This is a genomic window from Saccharopolyspora sp. NPDC000995, from assembly GCF_053599315.1.
The window spans coordinates 1-18,719 of record NZ_JBSFLZ010000135.1 but is presented as its reverse complement, the minus strand read 5'-3'; the positions used below and the strand labels follow the sequence as shown (position 1 = coordinate 18,719).

The 18,719-nt window shown below is 66.8% G+C and carries 15 protein-coding genes; 6 read left to right on the top strand and 9 right to left on the bottom strand.

Features of this window, described 5'->3' with window-relative positions:
* Positions 1-343 precede the first annotated feature (343 nt).
* From ACWDKQ_RS30325 to ACWDKQ_RS30310, 4 genes are all read right to left on the bottom strand, one after another.
* Positions 344-2,122, bottom strand: a complete 1,779-nt coding sequence (locus ACWDKQ_RS30325; protein ID WP_450142193.1) for an FAD-dependent oxidoreductase — start codon at positions 2,120-2,122, stop codon at positions 344-346.
* A 71-nt stretch (positions 2,123-2,193) separates the two neighbouring features.
* Positions 2,194-2,754: a DUF2889 domain-containing protein gene (locus ACWDKQ_RS30320; RefSeq protein ID WP_450142192.1), complete on the bottom strand. Its 561-nt coding sequence runs from the start codon at positions 2,752-2,754 to the stop codon at positions 2,194-2,196.
* Complete coding sequence (locus tag ACWDKQ_RS30315) at positions 2,754-4,403, bottom strand: AMP-binding protein (RefSeq protein ID WP_450142191.1); 1,650 nt, start codon at positions 4,401-4,403, stop codon at positions 2,754-2,756. Before ACWDKQ_RS30315 ends, ACWDKQ_RS30320 begins: the two co-directional genes overlap by 1 nt.
* Positions 4,384-6,372: an acetoacetate--CoA ligase gene (locus ACWDKQ_RS30310; RefSeq protein ID WP_450142190.1), complete on the bottom strand. Its 1,989-nt coding sequence runs from the start codon at positions 6,370-6,372 to the stop codon at positions 4,384-4,386. Before ACWDKQ_RS30310 ends, ACWDKQ_RS30315 begins: the two co-directional genes overlap by 20 nt.
* A 254-nt stretch (positions 6,373-6,626) precedes the next feature.
* Here ACWDKQ_RS30310 and ACWDKQ_RS30305 point away from each other — a divergent pair, with 254 nt between their 5' ends.
* Positions 6,627-7,871, top strand: a complete 1,245-nt coding sequence (locus tag ACWDKQ_RS30305; RefSeq protein ID WP_450142189.1) for an IS110 family transposase — start codon at positions 6,627-6,629, stop codon at positions 7,869-7,871.
* A gap of 11 nt (positions 7,872-7,882) precedes the next feature.
* Here the strand turns inward: ACWDKQ_RS30305 and ACWDKQ_RS30300 are convergent, their stop codons facing one another.
* From ACWDKQ_RS30300 to ACWDKQ_RS30280, 5 genes are read right to left on the bottom strand one after another with little or no spacing between them, the layout of a single operon-like run.
* Entirely contained in the window at positions 7,883-9,016 is a 1,134-nt protein-coding gene (locus tag ACWDKQ_RS30300) for a CaiB/BaiF CoA transferase family protein (protein WP_450142188.1), read from the bottom strand.
* A complete protein-coding gene (locus tag ACWDKQ_RS30295) occupies positions 9,013-9,774 on the bottom strand; it encodes an enoyl-CoA hydratase/isomerase family protein (protein ID WP_450142187.1) in 762 nt (253 codons plus the stop codon). Before ACWDKQ_RS30295 ends, ACWDKQ_RS30300 begins: the two co-directional genes overlap by 4 nt.
* A gap of 23 nt (positions 9,775-9,797) precedes the next feature.
* Positions 9,798-10,730 carry a hydroxymethylglutaryl-CoA lyase gene (locus ACWDKQ_RS30290; RefSeq protein WP_450142186.1) on the bottom strand — a complete coding sequence of 311 codons (933 nt, stop codon included), beginning with the start codon at positions 10,728-10,730 and terminating at the stop codon, positions 9,798-9,800.
* Positions 10,727-11,614, bottom strand: coding sequence for a cyclase family protein (locus ACWDKQ_RS30285; RefSeq protein ID WP_450142185.1), 888 nt, complete (start codon positions 11,612-11,614; stop codon positions 10,727-10,729). The genes ACWDKQ_RS30290 and ACWDKQ_RS30285 overlap by 4 nt, the downstream gene beginning before the upstream one ends.
* Positions 11,611-12,396, bottom strand: coding sequence for an enoyl-CoA hydratase/isomerase family protein (locus ACWDKQ_RS30280; protein ID WP_450142184.1), 786 nt, complete (start codon positions 12,394-12,396; stop codon positions 11,611-11,613). Before ACWDKQ_RS30280 ends, ACWDKQ_RS30285 begins: the two co-directional genes overlap by 4 nt.
* A 222-nt stretch (positions 12,397-12,618) precedes the next feature.
* Here ACWDKQ_RS30280 and ACWDKQ_RS30275 point away from each other — a divergent pair, with 222 nt between their 5' ends.
* The 5 genes from ACWDKQ_RS30275 to ACWDKQ_RS30255 all read left to right on the top strand — a co-directional run bounded on the left by ACWDKQ_RS30275 (position 12,619) and on the right by ACWDKQ_RS30255 (position 18,682).
* On the top strand, positions 12,619-13,278 hold the full coding sequence (locus tag ACWDKQ_RS30275) for a TetR/AcrR family transcriptional regulator (RefSeq protein WP_450142183.1): 660 nt from the start codon (positions 12,619-12,621) through the stop codon (positions 13,276-13,278).
* 62 nt (positions 13,279-13,340) lie between these two features.
* A complete protein-coding gene (locus tag ACWDKQ_RS30270; protein ID WP_450142182.1) occupies positions 13,341-14,510 on the top strand; it encodes an acyl-CoA dehydrogenase family protein in 1,170 nt (389 codons plus the stop codon).
* A 654-nt stretch (positions 14,511-15,164) separates the two neighbouring features.
* Positions 15,165-16,634 (top strand): aldehyde dehydrogenase, encoded by a 1,470-nt coding sequence (locus tag ACWDKQ_RS30265; protein WP_450142181.1) that lies wholly within the window; start codon positions 15,165-15,167, stop codon positions 16,632-16,634.
* 32 nt (positions 16,635-16,666) lie between these two features.
* Positions 16,667-17,476, top strand: a complete 810-nt coding sequence (locus tag ACWDKQ_RS30260; protein ID WP_450142180.1) for a mycofactocin-coupled SDR family oxidoreductase — start codon at positions 16,667-16,669, stop codon at positions 17,474-17,476.
* Positions 17,477-17,590: 114 nt separating this feature from the next.
* Complete coding sequence (locus ACWDKQ_RS30255) at positions 17,591-18,682, top strand: MFS transporter (RefSeq protein ID WP_450142179.1); 1,092 nt, start codon at positions 17,591-17,593, stop codon at positions 18,680-18,682.
* Positions 18,683-18,719 lie beyond the last annotated feature (37 nt).

Sequence of the window (18,719 nt, the reverse complement as noted above, 5' to 3'; positions counted from 1 at the left end):
TGCACCCTGTTGGCGGCATGGCCGCATGCTGGGCATCCGGCCTCCGGGGCCTTGGAGTTCGCCCACATCAGCACCGAGCCATCCGCGGCTTGCTCGACCCGCTCGATCACCACCGTGGCCAGATGCGGAAACAACACGTCAAGACCATGATCACCGCACGCCGCTCGTGATCACAGACGACCAGCCCACAATCAAACCGCTTGATCACGCAATGAGGGACAGAACCCTTCGCGGCAACCGCTGGTGTCCGGGACGAGGGGGCCGGGGTGGGAGGTGCGTGGCAGCATGACCCGACCGCGCCGGTTCCAGCCGCGAGACTCGACCCGGCGCGGTTCCTCCGTTATCAGACCGACGGGTGTTTCGGGGCTACGCCGTCGAGATCAGCCTTGATCTGCACGGCCAGGAAGGTCGAGTAGAGGCGCGCGTCGATCAGCGAGCCACCCATGACCCAGAATCCGGGCTGCGGAGTGCGCATCCACATGTTGCGCATTGCCCCGTGATCGTCGAATCCCCAGATCGGACCGACCCTTTCGGCGATCTCGTCGCCGAGGAGTCGCCGTACGCCTTCCTGTAGATTCTCGTAGCCGGTGGCGAGGACGATGAGGTCGGCTTCTACTGCGCTGCCGTCGGTGAAGCGGAGCCCGTCGCTTTCGAGGCGGTCGAGGTCCCGGGCGTGCCGGAGCGCGATTTCGCCGTTGGCGATGAGGTCGGAGCAGCCCACATTGATGTAGTAGCCGCCGCCCTTGCGGAGGTATTTCATGTGGAAGCCGGTTCCGTCGGGCTCGAAGTCGGTTTCGAACCCGACTGCGTGGAGCTTGTCGAGTAGCTCCTGGTCGAGTTGGCACGTCCGCTTGGTGAGCCACTGGTAAGTGTCGCGCAGGACGGGGTAAGGGATAGCGGCCGTGATGAGGTCGATGTCGTCGACACTCGGGCCCTCGGAGTACAGGGCGTAAACCATGGTGCCGCTGGGGACGAGGCTGACCACGCACGTCGGGCTGCGTTGGATCATGGTGACTTCAGCGGCACCGTTGGCGTGGAGGTCTTGGGCGACGTCATGACCGCTGTTGCCGGTGCCGAAGACGACGGCCTTCTTGCCCGCGTAGGACACGCCGCTGCCGAATGTGCTGGAGTGGAGGATCTCTCCGTCGAAGTCCTCCATCCCGGGCAGCGCGGGAATGTTCGGCACGCCACTGCTACCGCCCGTCGCGAGCACGAGGTGCGGACAACCCACTGTGCGGGTGCTGCCGTCGCTGCGGGTCAGGGTGGCCGTCCAGGTACGGGATTCCTCGTCGTAGACGCCGTCGGTGAACGAAGTCCCGGTCCAGACGTTGAGTTCCATGAACTCGGCGTAGGACTCGAGCCAGCCCGCCAGCTTGTCTTTCGGCACGAAGGTCGGCCAGTTCGGTGGGAAGGGCATGTAGGGCATCGAGTTCGCCCAGACCTCGTTGTGCAGGGTCAGCGAGTGGTAGCGCTGGCGCCAGTTGTCCCCGATCCGTTCGTTGCGTTCGACGATCAGCACGTCCACGCCCATGAGTTCAAGTCGGGCGGCGAGGATCAGCCCGGACTGGCCACCGCCGACGATCAGGACCTCCGGATCGCGGTCGTCGAAGGCCTGGCGTTTGATGCGTTGGTCGAGCCAGTTGTCGCCGCTGAAGCTCTCGGAGAACTCGATACCGGTAGGGCGGTGCTCGCCGACCTGCGGAGGGGCGGTCGCGAGTTCCTGCAGGGTGGTGAGGAGGATCCAGGCTTGAGAGGTCGTCGGGTTGTCCGGGTCGTAGGGGAGGCGGACGAACCCGGTGCCGCGACCGACCGACGTGTCGAAGTCGAAGTAGGCCTCGATCACGCGGCGCGCGGACCGCTTCACCAAGCGGGGTGCGGTGCGGTCCGCTGCGATGCGCGCGTTGCGAGGTCGAACGTCATCGAGGGTGAGCTTGAGGGCGCGCTCGATCTCTTCCGTGCCCGCGAACGTCCGGTAGGCCCAGGTGAAGGCGACGATGTCCTTCCAGTAACCGTCGGGCTCGATCAGACCGGCGATCTCGGCAGGTTCTTGGCTCTCCCAGGCGGAGTTGAGCGTGTCGAGCCATTCGGAGACGACGGAGGCGAGCTGGTCGGAATCTGACATTGATCGTCCTTTATGGAGTGAAATGGGCGAGTAAAGACCTGGACGCGGCGCGGGTCGGCGTCGGGCTTGGGTCACCTTCCTGTGTCGCGGCGCTCTCTGGCCCGGGTGAGGGCCGGGCCGTCCGGCATGAGCACGTGACAGGCACCGCCCAGGGTGGGTACGACGTCGAGACCTGCCGCGTTCCAGCGGCCGTCCGCCCGCTGCGCGGCGCCGTACGGGACGGTCTCGTTGATCCGCAGGAAGAACGTCAGAGTGGTCAGTTCCGTCAGGCTGAGCAGCAGCGACACCACGTGCGTGCAGCCCGCCGGACCGCGCAGCCTATCGAGGACGGCTGCGCGCCAGCCGGAGGTGAGCGATGCGCCGACGAGTTCGTCGCAGGCCGGGATGATGAACGGACACTGGGGGTAGGGGTGGGTGAGGGCTTCGACGTTGAGGCTGTTAAGCCGCAGCTCCTCCCCTTCCACGACACCGGTCACCCGGAAGTCGTGGATCGTTGCGGTCTGGCATGGAGGGTCGTGGTGGCCGCCGAACGAGGAGTCGGTCAGCCGCGCCTCGAACGCGAAACCACCGTCCGCGAGGGGCTCGACTTCCAGGGACCTGTCCCGTCGGGTGCTGCGCCGCGTCTCGGTCATCACCGACTCCCCAGCAGGTCCCCGTCGAATGTGCGGGAGAGGCCGTCGCGGGTGACCCGCCAACCATGTGCCTCGCGGTCCCACGTCGTCGGGCCGGGTCCAGCGGCGCGCAGCTTGTACTTCTCCACCTTCGCGGTGGGAGTCCGAGGGAAGTCCTCCACGATGTCCAGGTAGCGGGGGACCATGAAGTACGGCATCGTCTCCGCGCAGTACCGCAGGAGCTCCTCGAAAGTGACCGACATGCCCTCGCGCAAGGTGACGAGTACCCACACGTCGTCCTCCCCGACTTCGGCTTTGGCCGCGACGGCGATCGCCTCGGCGACCGCAGGTTGTGCGGTCACCAGTGTTTCGACCTCGAAGGACGAGATGTTTTCGCCGCGGCGGCGCAATGAGTCGGTCGCCCGGTCCTCGAAGTAGAACCAGCCGTCCGCGTCAAGTCGGCCGCGGTCCCCGGAGTGCAGCCAGAGGTTGCGCCACGCCACAACCGTGCGTTCCGGCATGCCGACGTAGCCGGACCCGATCAGGAAGGGGCGGCGCGGTCGGATCACGAGCTCACCGGTCTCGCCGACGGGAACCTCGTTGTCGTCCTCGTCGACGACGCGGACCTCGTAGTAGGGGTTCTGCCTGCCGCACGAACCAGGCCGGTAGTCGTCGTCGACTCCGCGAAAGATCGGGAGTCCGACCTCGGTAGAGCCGTAGACCGTGGTCAGCCGGCAGCCAAAGCGCCGCTCCATCTCTTCGTGGATGTCAGCGGGATCGGGCACGGCGTAGATCGTCCGGATGGTGCTTCGGGCGTCGTCCGGACGCGGTGGCTTGGACAGCAGCATGTTGCAGACGCCGCCGACCGCGACGAAGTTGGTGACGCCGTGCTCGGCGACCTCGTCGAGGAACGTGCTGATGCTCAACCGGGGCAGCAGCCGCATCCGGCCGCCGCAGACCAGCGTCGCAATGGTGAGGAACTTCGCGCCGACGTGGAAGAACGGCAGGAAGTTGAGCAGTACGTCATCGGACCGGAGGCCGTTGATGTCCGCGTACATCGTTGCGTACGCGGCGAGGTAGTGGTGGCTGAGCAGCACGCCCTTGGACGGGCCGGTGGTGCCGGAGGTGAAGATGATGCTCGCGGTGTCGCTGTGCGCGACCTCCACATCGGGGGCGGCGGAGCGGTTCCCGTTCATCAGCTCGGCGAAGTCGCGCGCCGTAGGCGAGATGGGCGCGGAGGTGTACCCGCGGACGTAGAGGCGCTCCAACCGCGGGATCGACGGAGCGATCTCGGCGACCTGCTTGGCGTAGGCGGCGTCAGCGACGCACATTGTCGCTGTGCTGCTGGACAACTGGTGTAACAGCACGTCACCCAGGTACGCGGTGTTGATCGGGATCTCGACCGCGCCGACCTTGGCGAGTGCGAACCACAACATCAGGTAGTCCGGCGAGGTGTCCATGAGAACGGCGACGTGGGTGCCGGCTTGGATGCCTTCGTCCAGCAGCTTGTAGGCCATCGCATTGACGGCCTCATCGAACTCGCGAAATGTCGTGGTGGTGTCGGACCAGGAGAAAAAGATCCCGTCGGGGTCCTCGGCAGCTCGGCGTTCCAGCAGTCGAACGATGGTGAGTTCCCGCGGTGGGATGGAGTCAAGGTAGCTGTGCGTCATTGCCGCTCCTCGTGTGATTTTGTGTCTGCCGGTTAAGCGTGGGATGACCGTCGCGCCAGTGTTGGATCGCGGTCAGGCCATCGGGGTGGACGAGACTGTCTCGGGCGGCGACATCATCGGGTTGTGCTCCGCCGAGCAGCCGCTTTACCGGGGTCTCGAGCTTCTTTCCAGACAGAGTGCGGGGGAGCGCCGTAAGCGCCACGATCTCGTCGGGGACGTGGCGGGGGGACATCTCCGATCGGAGTCGGCCGATGATCTCGGCGCGCACGAGGTCGTCGAGCTCGGTGCCTGGGCGGGGGACGACGAACAGGACGAGTGTTCCGCTTCCGCCGCGGTCGTCTTCGAGGTGGACGACCAGGCTGTCGGCGATTTCGGGGATGTCCTCTAAAACGGTGTAGAAGTCCGACGTTCCCAAGCGGACCCCTCCGCGGTTGAGGGTCGAGTCGGAGCGCCCGCTGATGACGCAACCTCCGTCGGAGTGGAGGGTGATCCAGTCGCCGTGAGCCCACACCCCTGGGAAGTGGTCGAAGTAGGCGGCGCGTAGTCGTGATCCGTCAGTGTCGCCCCAGAGGCCTACCGGCATCGAGGGCAACGGGACGGTCAGCACGAGCTCGCCGGACGCGTCGACGACGGATTTGCCCTCGTCGTCGAACGCCTCGACCCGGCAGCCCAGCATGGGCCCAGGGATTTCCCCCGCCCGGACCGGGAGCAGCGGGGCGGCGCCGACGAACGCGGAGCAGACGTCCGTCCCCCCGGACGCGGGGTTCAGCAGCACCTCGGGGCCGAACTGCTCGTGCACCCAGCGGAAGCCCTCGGCGGTGAGCGGCGACCCCGTCGACCCGATCCCGCGCAGGGCGCTGAGGTCGCGTCCGGCCGTCGGTTTCATGCCGGAGGCACGGCAGCTCATGAGGTAGGAAGCCGACGTGCCGAAGTAGGTCAGCCGCTCGCGAGCGGCCAACGCCCACAGGGTTTCTGGTTCGGGCCAGCTGGGGTCGCCGTCGAAGCACACCACCGCGGCTCCGTGGAGAAGCGCGGATACGGCGTAGTTCCACATCATCCAGCCGGTTGTGGAGAACCAGAAGAAGCGGTCCCCGGGGCGAACGTCGTTGTGCAGGCCGAGCGCCTTGTGATGTTCGAGGAGGATGCCGCCGTGTCCGTGCACGATGGCCTTGGGCAGCCCGGTGGTTCCGGAGCTGAACAGCACGTAGAGGGGGTGCTCGAACGGGACTCGCGTGAACTCCAGCGGGCCCGGCTCCTCCAGCAGATCAGTCCAGCCGGTCGTGCCCTCAGCAGGTGACTGGTTCAAATAGGGGACCGTGACCGTCTCTCGCAGGGAGGGCAGCGCGTCTCGGAGGGCCGTGATAACGGCACGTCGGTCGATCTCCTTGGCGCCGTAGCGGTGGCCGTCCACGGTGATCAGGACGACCGGCCGCACCTGGCCGAGGCGGTCGACCACGGCCCTGGTTCCGAACTCCGGTGGGCAGCTCACCCACGTCGCGCCGAGGGACGACGCAGCGAGGAACGCGATGATCGCTTCGGGGATGTGCGGCAGATACCCGGCCACGACGTCCCCTGGGCCGACACCGAGCCGCCGCAGGCCCGTCCGGCAACGCGCCACCTGGTCCCGTAGTTCGGCATAGGACAGCTCGATGCGGTCGCGGGTCTGGGAGACGCCGACGATGGCGGTGCCGGTCCTCTCCGCGGCCAATGCGTGCTCGGGGTAGGAGAGGCGCGCGTCGGGCAGCCAGCGAGCGCCGGGCATGGACGGCTCGGCGAGGACCGGGCCGGGCGCCTCGATCCGGAGCTCGAAGAAGTCGATCACTGCCCGCCAGAAGGTGTCTGGCGCATCCACCGACCAGCGCCACAGGTCGGCGTAGTCGCTGGCGTGCACTGCGCGTAGGAACGCGCCCATTCGCGAGGTCTCCACTGCATCGTCGGGAACCTGGCGGAGCAGCTCGCCGCGGCTCACTGGTGCACCATCCTTGTGTCGGTGATCTTCGATAGGTCACTGATGCACCTGAGGTGCCGCTGGGTCACCGCCCTGCTTGCTTGACGCGCCAACGTCCAGCATGAGTTCTGCGGGGCCTGGCGGTTCCCCGGGACGTGCCGACCGTCGACAGGGCTGAGCGCCATCGAGCGCCGATCAGTGAGCGGACTGGCAGTCGCGTCTCGGCACCGAATACGAGGGTGCCTCCCCACTGGGCTAGCAGCGAGGAGGCTGTGTTGCAGTATGCCCTGCCAGCCACGCCGCCGGGCGGGCTGACCGCCGGCCTTGACTGGGCCAGTGCCGATCACGTCGTGTGCGTCACCGATGCCACGGGCGCGGTGGTCACCCGGTTCACCGTCGAGCACACCGCGGCCGGACTGGCCGATCTGGTGCGGCGGCTGACCAAGACCGGTGTCGGGGAGGTGGCGATCGAGCGTGGCGACGGGCCGGTGATCGACGCCCTGCTCGCCGCCGGTGTGACCGTGGTTGTGATCAGCCCGAACCAGCTGAAGCACCTGCGCAGCCGCTACGGCTCGGCCGGTAACAAGGACGACCGCTTCGATGCCTACGTGCTGGCCGACACGCTGCGCACTGACCGGGTCAGACTGCGACCCCTGCAACCGGACAGTCCGGCTACCGTGACGCTGCGGGCCACCGTGCGCGCTCGCCGCGACCTGGTCGCCCACCGAGTCGCGGTGTGCAACCAGCTGCGTGCCCACCTCCAGCACGCTTTCCCCGCCGCGGTCGGGTTCTTCGCCGAGCTGGACAGCCCGATCAGCCTGGCGTTCCTGGCCCGCTTCGACTGCCAGGACCGCGCGGACTGGCTGTCGGCGAAACGGCTGGGGGCCTGGCTGACCAGTGTGGGCTACTGCGGCCGTAAAGACTTCACCGTCCTTTATGGACGCCTCGTCGGCGCACCCCGTGGAGCAACCGGCGAGACCGGCGCCGCTCTCGCGCACATCACCCGCGCCTTGCTGGCCGTGCTGAGAACCCTCGTCGAGCAGATCAAGGTCTTGTCCGAGCAGATCGCTGAACAACTCGCCCTGCACGCCGACTCCCCGATCTTCAGCAGCCTGCCCCGCTCGGGCACTGTCCGCGCCGCCCGACTGCTCGCCGAGATCGGCGACTGCCGAGCCCGCTTCCCCGACCCGGAATCGCTGATCTGCCTGGCCGAAGTCGCCCCTTCCGCACGCCAGTCCGGCAAGCACAAGGCCGTGACCTTCCGCTGGGCCGTCAACAAACAGCTCCGCGACGCCGTCTGCGACTTCGCCGCCGACAGCCGACGCGCCAACCCCTGGGCCGCCAAGCTCTACAAAGACGCCATCGCCCGCGGCAAAGACCATCCCCACGCCACACGCATCCTCGCCCGAGCCTGGCTCTACGTGATCTGGCACTGCTGGCATGACCACGTTCCCTCTTACCCGAGCAAGCGCCGAGCGCTCCAACGCCTGCTCAACCAAGATCAACCCACAGCGGCTTGACACAGGGCTACTCATGCGACGGCTCCGTGCCGGTGCAGGGCGGCGATCTCGGGGTCCGTGCGGCCGAGCTCGCGCAGCAACTCGTCGGTGTGGGCGCCGAGCTCGGGTGGAGCCACTGGTTCCTGGGCCGGGGTGCGTGAGAAGCGCGGAGCCGGCGCGGGTTGGGTGACACCTGCGAGCTCGAGGTAGCCCGTGCGTTCCTGCTGGTGCGGATGCCCGACCGCCTCGGAGAAGGTGAGGACGGGAGTCACGCAGGCGTCGGAGTCGGCGAACACTTTCTCCCAGTGGGCGCGGTCCGCTGAGGCGAAGCACTCGGTCAAGATCTGCTCCAGGCGGTGCCGGGTCGCGGGATCGTCGCGCGGGAAGTCGGATGGCTTCAGATCAAGAGCGGTCAGCAGCTCGGCGTAGAACTGCGGCTCGATGGCGCCGACGGCGACGTACCCGCCGTCGGCGGTGCTGTAGGTGCGGTACCAGGGTGCGCTGCCGTCGAGCACATTGGTCCCGCGCTCGTGCCAGCGATCGGTGGCGAGCATGCCGAGGGTTGCGGCGGTGAGAGACGCCGCGCCATCGACAATCGCCGCGTCGACGACCTGACCCGCGCCGGACCGTACCCGTTCGAGCAGTGCGGAGACCACGCCGATGACGAGGAACGTGCCGCCGCCCGCGTAGTCGCCCAGCAGGTTGAGCGGCACGGGCGGCGGCCGGTCCGGGTCGCCCATGGCGTGCAGGGCACCGGTGAGCCCGATGTAGTTGATGTCGTGCCCGGCGCGCTGAGCCAAAGGCCCGGTCTGGCCCCACCCGGTCATCCGCGCGTAGACCAGCCGCGGGTTCAACTCCATAACCCGGTCAGACCCCAGTTCGAGCCGCTCTGCGGCCCCTGGTCGCATGCCCTCGATCAACACATCCGCGGAGGCCAGCAACTCGTGCAGGACCGCGCGAGAGTCGGGGCGCTTGAGATCGAGCCGGATGCTGCGCTGGCCGCGCCGGCGCGGGTCGCGGTCGGCGCTCACCGAGGTCGTCATCGGAGTGACGCGATCGACGACCACGACGTCTGCGCCGAGGTCTGCGAGCAGCATCGCTGCGTAGGGGCCAGGGCCGGGGGAAGCGAGGTGCACGACGCGCACTCCGGTCAGTGGTCCGCTCATGAGAACCGGGCCTCCCTGCCCTCGCTGAACGCGGTGAACCCCTCCAGCGCCTCGGCCCGGCGGTAGCCCTCGGCGGCGACCTGCTCCTCCCAGGCGAAGGCCTCGGCGAGCGGCAGATGCTGGCCCTCGTACACGAGTTGCTTGGTGCGGGCCACCGCCCAGGGGCTGTAGCCGGCGATGATGCGGGCCCATTCCATCGCCGTGTCCATGACCTGACAGTCGTCCACGACCGCCTGGGCGAGTCCGAAACCGGCAGCCTCCTGCCCGTCGACGTAGCGGGAGAGCAGAAGCAGTTCGAGTGCCTTGCTGGCGCCGATGAGCCGGCACAGCCGCTGGCTCTGCTGAGCGCCCTGGACTGCGCCGCGGCGCAGTCCGGAGGGACCGAGGGTGGCGCCGCGCCCGACCACCCGCAGGTCGCAGGCGAGGGCGAGGGCGAACCCGCCGCCGACGGCGTAGCCGTTGATCGCGGCGATGAACGGCTTCCAGATCGGCCAGGGCCGGGGGATAGGCGGTGGGCCGCCGCCCTCCGGGCCGAATGCGTTGACCTCGTGGTAGCCGTCGATGTAGCCGCCGGAGGAAAACGCCCTGTCGCCGGCCCCGCGGATGATCGCGACCCGAATGTCGTCGTCGGACTTGATCCGCTCGTAGGCCGCCCGCAGTCCATCGCGCATTTCGGCGTCAACGGCGTTGCGCTTGGCGGGGTTGTTCAGGGTGATCGTCGCGATGTGCTCGGCGACGTGGAGATCGATACGGCCCACGTTGGCTCCTCGATGTCGGGTGGTCAGAGGACGTCGGTCGGCACGGGCCCTGCGCGTTGCACGCGGCTCAGCAGCGGCCTGCCGAGGAGTTCCTCGGCCAGCGCGCCGGCGCGCAGCAGTTCCGCCAGGTTGATTCCGGTGCCCACTCGCATTCGGCTAAGCACGGCAACGAGGTCCTCGGTGGTCACATTGCCGCTTTCGCCCACGAAGCCCTGCTCGACGGCGGCGGGCTCACCGCCGATGCCGCCGAGGCTCGCGTCGACGGTGGCCGCACCGGCGTCGATGGCGGCGAGGGTGTTGGCGATTCCGCAACCCCGGTTGTCGTGGAGGTGCGCCACGTACTCGACATCGGGATAGGCGCGGACGGCTGCGGTGAACAGTTCGTGGACCGCGCGCGGGTCGGCCATGCCGGTGGTGTCGCCGAACATGATCGAGCGGATTCCGAGCGAATGGCCCCATTCGACCAGTGCGAGGACGTCGTCGCGCTCGACGTGTCCCTGGATGGGGCAGCCGTAGGCCGTAGCGATGCCCAGCAACGGTGCGATTCCGGCCTCGGCGAGGACCTCGACCATCTCGCTGACTGCTTGCTTGTGCGAAGCGTGGTCACGCCGGAGGTTGGCGAGGTTATGCGGCTCGCTGGCTGAGATGGGGAACCCGCAGCGGTCGATCGGCCGGCCCAGCCGGTGGGCGCTGGCGACTCGCTGAGCCCCCTTCACGTTGACGGTGAGAACCCGAACGGTGACCTCGTCGGGCACCGCGGCGAGTACTTGCTCCGCGTCGGAGAACTGCGGCACGACGTGCGAGGGGACGAACGAGGTCACGTCGATCTCGGGTACGCCGGCGGTGACGATCGCTTTCAGCATGCGGATCTTGTCGCGGGTCTGCAGCACGGTGGGCCAGCCCTGAATCCCGTCGCGGAGCCAGGCCTCGCAGACCGTGACGTTGCGCGCGTTCACAGCACGGCCACCGGGTTGACGGGACTGCCGACTCCGCCCACGAGCGGCAGCGGCGCGATCATCAGCAAGAACTCGGAACGCCCGGTGGCGACGAGGGCATCGAGGTCCACGAGCTCCATCAAGTGAATGCCACGGTTGCGTATGAGTTCGACGTGCAGGGGCGCGGCGTCTGCGGGATCGGGCGACGGACCCGCCTCAACGGCGATGTTGTCGGCGCCGACCAGGACGAACCCCTGTTCGTCGATCCATGGTGCGCACTCGGGGTCGAGCCCGGCCCAGCGCTGCTCGGTCGCTGCGCCACTGCGCCACCGCGCGAGCCAGCCTGTGCGGACCAGCAGGACGTCGCCCTCCTCAGGGCGGCAGCCGGTCGCCTCCACAGCCGCGGTCAACTCGGGAAGAGTGATGGCGTGGTCGTCGTGGTTCGCCGGGCCATCGGGGCCGGCGAGATCGACCACGATGCCGCGCGTGACGATCGGTCCCACCCCGTCGATGGCGCAGCGGCGCGCTCCGTGGCTGGTGACGTGGTCGGCCGAGTGGCCGTTCCACATGCGATGGTCCTGCCACACGTGCGCGAGTGCGTCGAGGTGGGTGTTGCCGTGGGTGGAAAGCACCACGCAGTCGTCGGCGAACCCGAAGCCCTTTTCTGCTAGCCCGGCGGCGTAGTCGCCGCCGTCTCGGATCATGAAGTGCTGCAGCGGTGCTCGGCGCCCGGCGATCGGTCCTTTGCCCGCGCGCAGGGGGACTGCTAGCGGGACTGCTCGTCCTTCGCGCACGGTGGCGAGTCCGCGCAGCGTCGCGGCCGGTCCGAGGCGGTTGAGAGCACCACGCTCGTCGTCTTCGCCCCAGCGGCCCCAGGCTTGCGGGCGCTGTTCCGTCAGGGTCATGTCGTCTCCTGCCACGCGGGCTTGCGCTTCTCCACGAAAGCGGCCATGCCCTCGCGTGCATCGCCCAGGCCGAGGTTGACCGTCAACGAGGCCTCGAGCATCCGCAGCCGAGCCTCGACATCGGTGTTCAGCGCCGCGTAGAACGTCGTCCGGCCCAGCGATACTGCCTGGGGTGCGGCTTTGGCGAGATCGGCCACCAGTTCGGCGACGGCCTTGTCCAGTGCGTCGTGCGGGACGACGTCACTCACCACTCCGAGCCGGTGCGCTTCTGTGGCGTCGATCCGGCGTCCGGTCAGCATCAACCGGAGCGCGTCCTTCGGCGGCATCGACTGCAGCAGCGGCACCGTGATCATGTAGGGCCACAAGCCGACGCCCACCTCAGGTACTCCGAACACCGCTCGCTCGCTCGCCACAACGAAGTCGCAGGCCGCCGCCAGCCCGAATCCGCCTGCCAGCGCGTAGCCCTGCACTCGGGCGATCGTCGGTTTGCCGAGTTCCCAGAGGCCGCGCAGCACGTTTGCGAGGCCTGCTCGGCCTCGGTGAGCGGCCAGCTCGTCGCCGTCCTCGCTCATCTGCCGCAAGTCGCCGCCCGCGCAAAAGGCTTTGTCGCCGGCGCCAGCGAAGACCACGGCCCGCACGGCGGGGTCCGCTTTCGCCTCGGCCAGCCCGGCGCGCAGCTCCGTGAAGACCTCGTTCGACAAGGCGTTGCGCTGCTGCGGGCGATCGATCGTCAGGTGGAGGGCCGTGCCCTCTCGGTGACGTGTAACGACGCTCTCGCTCATCTCGTCCTTCCCGGGCCGGGGCCGCTCTACCACCGGGCCGCACATCCGACACACTATTAACGACCCTGTTTACTCGCAAGTGTCGGCGTTGAAATAGCAGGTCAACATCCACTTGTTTTGATCTATGGAAGGGTTACGTGGGGTTGGCTATGGACAGATTCAACACCCTCGTTTACGTTTGGTTCCTGCTGCTAGCGTGCAGTCGGCAAGAAGGGATTGGTGATGAGCGACATCAGCCGACGACGTGCCGCCCGGGCGGCTGCAGACGACCCTGCGTACGCGCAGCGACTCACTGAAATCCGTGAGGCGGCGGTCCGCGTGTTCCGGGCGAAGGGGCTGCGGATGTCGTCGCTGAACGACATCGCCGAGGAGCTCGGGACGTCTCGCGCGTCGCTGTACTACTACGTTGGCAGCAAAGAGGAGCTGTTTCGCGACGTCGTCTCCGAGGCCGTCCGAGACAACATCCACGCCGCTGAAAAGGTCGTCTGCGAGCCGCTCCCAGCGAGTCGCAAGCTCGCCCGCATGGTCGAGTTGCTGATGGCCTCGTTCGAGCGGCACTACCCCTATCTGTATGTCTTCGTGCAGGAGGACTTCAGCAAGCTCGGCGAGGGCGCCGACCTCGCTCGCGAGCCGTGGGACGTCACGATCCGCGAGTGGAACCAGCGTTATTTCGACCTGGTCAAGCAGGTCGTTTCAGAGGGACTTGCCAGTGGTGACCTGCGGTCGTCACTGCCCGCGGGAGTCATCGCGAACTGCGTGATCGGGATGATGAATTCGTCGCACGTGTGGTTCCGGCCCAATGGCCTGATGGATGCCACCGAACTCGGCGAGGGCATGGCCCGCATGCTGCTGAGCGGGCTCGAGCCCGATTCCGGCAACTAAGGCAACGGCGAGCCTCCCACCGCACCCGGCTGCAACTGCGGCCTGATCTCCGAGGAACAAAGGTGTTCGAGCTCGATCTTTCCGACACGCAACGAGATCTCGTCGATGCCATCCGCTCCGTCTGCGCTGGCTTCGACGACGAGTACTGGTCACGACACGACCAAGACCACACGTTCCCCGACAGCTTCTTCGACGCGATGGTCAAGGTCGGGGTCGTGGGGATGATGGCCGAGCCCGAGCACGGGGGAGGTGGGGCGACGGTCGAGGACGCCGCGTTGGCGCTCCAGGAGATCTCCGCTAGCGGCGCCGGGATCAACGGCTGCTCGACGGTGCATCTTTCGATGTTCGGGTTCCACCCCGTCACCAAGTGGGGCAGTCCGCAGCTTCGTGAGAAGTACCTTCCGCGGATCGCCTCCGGTGAGATTCACGTGTCGTTCAGCGTCACCGAGCCGGACGCGGGCTCTGACACCACGCGCATCTCGACTCGTGCGGTTCCGGCCGAAGATGGATGGCTCCTTCGCGGGCGCAAGGTCTGGATGACAAAGGGTCTCCAGTCGTCCGCGGCTCTGGTCCTGGCCCGTACCAAGGCGGTCGAGGAGACCGCCCGCCCGGTCGACGGCCTGTCGCTGTTCGTGGCCGACCTCGATCCATCCTTCGTCGACATCAAACCCATCTCGAAGATGGGGCGCAACGCTGTCGCGAGTTGTGAGGTGGTCTTCGACGACCTGCCGATCCCCCGCGAGAACCTGGTCGGGGAGGAAGGTCGCGGCTTCTACAACCTGCTGGACGGTCTCAATCCGGAGCGGATCTTGGTCGCGGCTGAGGCGGTTGGCCTGGGAATTGCGGCGTTGCGTCGCGGAACCGACTACGCACGCGACCGAGTGGTGTTCGGCCGGCCGATCGGACAGAACCAGGCGATCGCACACCCGTTGGCAGACGCGTACATGCAGCTGCAGGCGGCTGCCAACATGGTGCGTGTCGCCGCCCGCCTCTACGACAGCGGCAAACCCTGCGGCACTGAGGCGAACACGGCGAAGTTCCTCGCCGCCCGCGCCGCCTGCTTCGCTGCCGACCGTGCGTTGCAGAACCACGGCGGAATGGGCTACGCGACCGAATACCACGTCGAGCGGTACTTCCGGGAGGCCCGGATGCTGCGAATCACGCCCGTCACCGAGGAACAAATCATGAACTACGTTGCTGAGCGTGCTCTGAAGCTCCCCAAGTCCTACTGAAATCGGGCTTGAATAATTCCGAGAGGAATAGTAATTCCCGGTCAACGATGACGCGGGACGCCATGTTGGCACAGCCGGAGGCATCGACCTCGATGGCCCGCTCATCGCAGTTGTTGCTCGGGGTGCGGTTGCGTCCGGAAGCGCTACTGCCCGCCAGATGCGCTTGATCTGCACGGAGGGTCGCAGGATGGGTTTCCCGCCACCTGCGGTTGGATGTTCTTCATGTGTGGTTCAAGCGGGGTGAACGAGATTCGTCGGCCAACAGAAGGGGGATTGCGGAATCCCGCAGCCCAAGCGGCGTCGCTACCGGTATAGAGTAGTCGCACAAGAAGGAGAAACGGCGCACTACCGCCAATGCCGCGAGACTGTGATGCGGATTGTTGTCGCGCCTGTAGAGATGGGTCGAGAGAATCTGCGCGAGATCAAGATTCTCCGGCAGTCTTCAACCAAGACTGATGCCGCTCGAGCTCAAACACCGGGTGGTGCACCTCCGATTACGAGTGGTCGGAACGGTCCAAGATAGCCTCGCTGACCGAGAAACAGGTCATCAATTGCGAGGAAATCGCGTGCTCTGAACTTGCCCGAATCGTCCTAATATTTCATCGCACGGACCCGTTTCTGCCGTGTGATCGTCTTATTGGAGGTTTGCCAAAGATGTCGAACTCTGAAGGTCGGCTTTTCATCGGGGGTGACTGGATCCCCTCCCAGGGAGATCAGTGGATCACCGCCTACAACCCGCACACGGAGGAGGAGTCGGGTCGCGTGGCCGCGGCGGTGCGGGCGGACGTCGATGCCGCGGTCGCAGCGGCACGCTCCGCGTTCGACCACGGCCCGTGGCCCCGGATGAGCGTGGCCGAGCGCGCGGCGATCATCCGCGCGGCAGCGGGATACCTGCGTGATGCCACCGAGGACATCGCCCGCGTCATCACCTCGGAAATGGGCTCGCCGATCGCCCAGTCGCTCGCCGTCCAGGTGCCGCGTGCCTTCCAGATCTGGGAGTACTTCGCCGGATTGGCGGAAAGCTACCCGTGGCAGCAACGGCGCCCCTCCTATGATGAGGTCAACGCCTCGCTTGAGCTCCTCATCGAACACGAACCGGTCGGCGTCGTTGCCTCGGTGGTGCCGTGGAACGGCCCGCAGATCGTTTCCGCCATGAAGCTCGCACCAGCGCTCGTGGCCGGTTGTACCGCCGTTCTCAAGCCCTCGGAGGAGGCATGCCTGAGCTTCGACTTCCTCGCCGAGGCGTTCCGCAAAGCGGGGTTGCCCGAAGGCGTGCTCAATATCGTGCCCGCCGATCGCGAGGTCAGCGAGTACCTTGTCGCCCATCCTGGCGTCGACAAGGTCTCGCTCACGGGCAGCACCACGGCAGGTAAGCGGGTCGCGGCGGTGTGCGCGGAGTCGGTCAAGCGCTGCACTCTCGAGCTCGGTGGCAAGGGCGCTGCACTCCTCCTCGAGGATGCCGTGCTGGACGAGGTCATGCCCGCGCTCACACCGCCGATGGCGTTCATCAATGGCCAGGCGTGCAACGCGCCATCGCGTCTACTGGTGCCTGCGAGCCGCGCCGACGAGGCGACGGAGACCATCGTCGCTACACTCCGCTCACTGCCGTTCGGTGACCCGAACGATCCGGACACCTTCATCGGGCCGCTGGCCTCGCGTCGACAGCGTGACCGCGTGGCGTCCTATTTGGACCTCGGCAAAGCGGAAGGCGCCAAGGCGGCAACCGGCGGCGGGCGCCCAGCGGATTACCCGGTCGGCTGGTACATCGAGCCCACGATCTTCGTCGGTGTCGAGAACAGCATGCGGATCGCACGGGAGGAGATCTTCGGTCCGGTCTACTGCGTCATCCCGTACACGGACGTTGACGATGCGGTGAGGATTGCCAACGACTCGACCTACGGGCTGGAGAACAGCGTGTGGACCGCAGATCCGGACCGCGGGGTTGAGGTCGCCCGCAGGCTGCTCAGCGGGACGGTTGGCGTCAATTCGCACAACATGGACATGGCGGGGCCCTTCGGCGGCTACCGGCAATCAGGTATCGGACGCGAGTGCGGCCAAGAGGGCATCGAGGACTACACCGAGCTCAAGTGCATCATGCCGCCCATCGGCGCTGGCAAACCCTGACAGATTTCCACAACAGAAAGGAGAGTGCCGGCATGGCCGGAAGGGTCGACGGCAAGATCGCCTTGATCACGGGGGCCGCCCGCGGACAGGGCCGCAGCCACGCCATCCGCCTCGCCGAGGAGGGCGCGGACATCATCGCCATTGACGCCTGCGTGAACTACCACAGCGTCGGTTACGCCATGGCGACCGAATCCGACCTCGCGCAGACGGTGAAGTCGGTCGAGGCGCTCGGCCGGCGGATCGTGTCGCGCGTGGCGGACGTTCGGGACCAAACAGGACTCTCCGCGGCGGTCGCCGCGGGGGCCGCCGAGTTGGGTGGCTTGGACATCGTTGTCGCGAACGCGGGTATCTGTTCGGTGCAGTCCTGGGACGAGGTCACGCCGGAGCTCTGGCAGGACACGATCGACGTCGGCCTCACCGGCGTCTGGAACACCGTCGTGGCCTCGGTGCCGGACCTGCTGGCTCGCGATACCGGATCAGTTGTCCTGATCAGCTCGACTGCGGGGATCAAGGGGCAGCCCTTCCTCACCCCGTACGTCGCCGCCAAGCACGGCGTCGTTGGAATCATGAAGTCGATGGCCAACGAGCTTGCTCAGAAGAGCATCCGCGTCAACACCGTCCATCCAACCGGGGTCAACACGGCGTTGCTAGAGGGCCTTGGCGAAATGAACGAACTGATCGGGCGAGACCCGTCCACCTCGGGAATCTTCGTCAACTCGCTACCCATCGAGTTCGTCGAGCCCCGCGACATCAGCAATGCGGTGTTGTACCTCGCCTCTGATGAGGCCCAGTACGTCACCGGCCTCGAGCTCACCGTCGACGCTGGTTGCACCAACCGTTGATCTGGTGGCCTCTCCAGAAACGCCGCCGGTACTGATCTGCGGGCAGCGCCTTGTGGGCGAACGCCTGAACGCAGCGACACACCCGGCAACGGGTCCTGGACAGGCCGCCAGTTGGTGACCGACGTCAGGATTTCGCGCGTCCGCGCGACACCTCCAGCCAGGCAGCATACACGGAAGGGTTTTTCGACAATGGCGTCGAACGGCACGACACACAAAGGTAATTCGTTATCGAGGATTGTGATCGCGAGCATCGCAGGCTCGACCATCGAGTGGTACGACTTCTTCATCTACGGGACCGCAGCGGCGTTGGTCTTCAACAAACTGTTCTTCCCGTCAGCGGATCCGCTGACCGGCACCCTGCTCGCTTTTGCCACGTTCGGTGTGGGTTTCGTCGCCCGGCCAGTCGGTGGCATGCTGTTCGGGCATTTCGGCGATCGCTTCGGGCGGAAGAAGGCACTGGTCGCTGGTCTGTTCCTGATGGGAGCCGCGACCACCTTGATCGGTCTGCTGCCGTCCTACACCGCGATCGGCACGGCGGCGCCAGTGATCCTCGTGGTTCTGCGTCTACTGCAGGGCATTGCTGTGGGCGGTCAGTTCGGTGGCGCCGTCCTCATCGGAACTGAGAACGCCGCCCGCGGCCGACGAGGGCTCTACGGAAGCTTTGCGCAACTCGGTGTGCCTCTCGGGCTCATCCTGTCCAGCGCAGTCTTCCTCATGGCGACGTCGGTGGCGAGTCCTGAGCAGTTCGTCGCTTGGGGCTGGCGAATTCCCTTCCTGCTGAGCTTCACCCTTGTCGGTATCGCCGTGTTCGTTCAGCTGAGGCTCGAGGAGACCGCGGCGATGCAGCGAGCTGCAGAAGGGCAAGCACCGGTCGTGGCGAGCTCGCCGGTGCTGGAGGTCCTCCGCCGGCACCCGAAGAACGTGTTGCTCGGCGCCGGAACACTGATCCTGCTGGCCGTTGGCTTCTACATTTTCGCGACCTATGTGTTGTCCTACGGGACGACCGTGCTCGGGATGAGCCGCAACTCTGTTCTGGCCGCCGTGATCGCCGGCGCCATCCTGCAGGCGATCGCCATTCCGCTGTTCGCGATCTTGTCCGACATGATCGGCCGCAAAAAGGTCTACCTGAGCGGGGTCGTAGGACTCGCCGCATGTTGCGTCCTGGAAGCTGGACCAGGCCAGCGGGTGAGAGTCCCGTCCGGGTAGGCACCGGAGCGCCCGGTAGCAGGCCCCAGTCTGTCGG

Bases quoted from the DNA above. Each gene is read 5' to 3' on its own strand.
- ACWDKQ_RS30325 (WP_450142193.1), bottom strand. From the start codon at position 2,122: ATGTCAGATTCCGACCAGCTCGCCTCCGTCGTCTCCGAATGGCTCGAC.
- ACWDKQ_RS30320 (WP_450142192.1), bottom strand. From the start codon at position 2,754: ATGACCGAGACGCGGCGCAGCACCCGACGGGACAGGTCCCTGGAAGTC.
- ACWDKQ_RS30315 (WP_450142191.1), bottom strand. From the start codon at position 4,403: ATGACGCACAGCTACCTTGACTCCATCCCACCGCGGGAACTCACCATC.
- ACWDKQ_RS30300 (WP_450142188.1), bottom strand. From the start codon at position 9,016: ATGAGCGGACCACTGACCGGAGTGCGCGTCGTGCACCTCGCTTCCCCC.
- ACWDKQ_RS30285 (WP_450142185.1), bottom strand. From the start codon at position 11,614: ATGACCCTGACGGAACAGCGCCCGCAAGCCTGGGGCCGCTGGGGCGAA.
- ACWDKQ_RS30280 (WP_450142184.1), bottom strand. From the start codon at position 12,396: ATGAGCGAGAGCGTCGTTACACGTCACCGAGAGGGCACGGCCCTCCAC.
- ACWDKQ_RS30275 (WP_450142183.1), top strand. From the start codon at position 12,619: ATGAGCGACATCAGCCGACGACGTGCCGCCCGGGCGGCTGCAGACGAC.
- ACWDKQ_RS30265 (WP_450142181.1), top strand. From the start codon at position 15,165: ATGTCGAACTCTGAAGGTCGGCTTTTCATCGGGGGTGACTGGATCCCC.
- ACWDKQ_RS30260 (WP_450142180.1), top strand. From the start codon at position 16,667: ATGGCCGGAAGGGTCGACGGCAAGATCGCCTTGATCACGGGGGCCGCC.